Source organism: Campylobacter sp. 2018MI01, from assembly GCF_018501205.1.
GTDB lineage: Bacteria > Campylobacterota > Campylobacteria > Campylobacterales > Campylobacteraceae > Campylobacter_E.
On sequence record NZ_JAHCZE010000178.1, the window covers coordinates 1 to 413 of the forward strand.

Annotated in this window: 1 protein-coding gene; it reads right to left on the reverse strand. The window is 54.0% G+C overall.

The features are described 5' to 3' along the window. Window positions 1-185 precede the first annotated feature (185 nt). Window positions 186-413, reverse strand: a 228-nt coding sequence (gene yhcN-B, locus KJQ97_RS09570; protein ID WP_214120718.1) for a DUF1471 family stress response protein YhcN-B, incomplete at its 5' end; no start/stop codon positions are given.

Genomic DNA, 413 nt, shown 5'->3' on the forward strand with positions numbered 1-413 from the left:
CCGCTAGAGATTGAGTTCGTTCACCTGCCTGATAAACTGCGCAGGCGCTACGGGGCGCTGATTTTACTCTTTGATGAAGCGGAAGAAGAGCTGGAGGGGCGGCTACGGTTTAATGTCCGGCATTGAAAAAGCATAAAAAAGCCCCCGGCAGGCGGGGGCAAGTCGTCGGGTTCGACGACGAGGGTTTACTTATACAACTCGGCGGTGGCGTGCCAGTTATCACCTTCTTTTAATTCGATGATGCGATAGCTATTAGCGCCTGCTTTTTCGGCTTTAGCGACGATCTCCTGGCGCATATCCATTGGCGTACTGCCAATCTGCGAGACGGAAATGGTGCCCATCGGTTGCAGATTCTGCGCCTGTTCCGCGTTGACCTGGTGTACTGCGGCATTTGCGCCGAAAGAGAGCAGAGT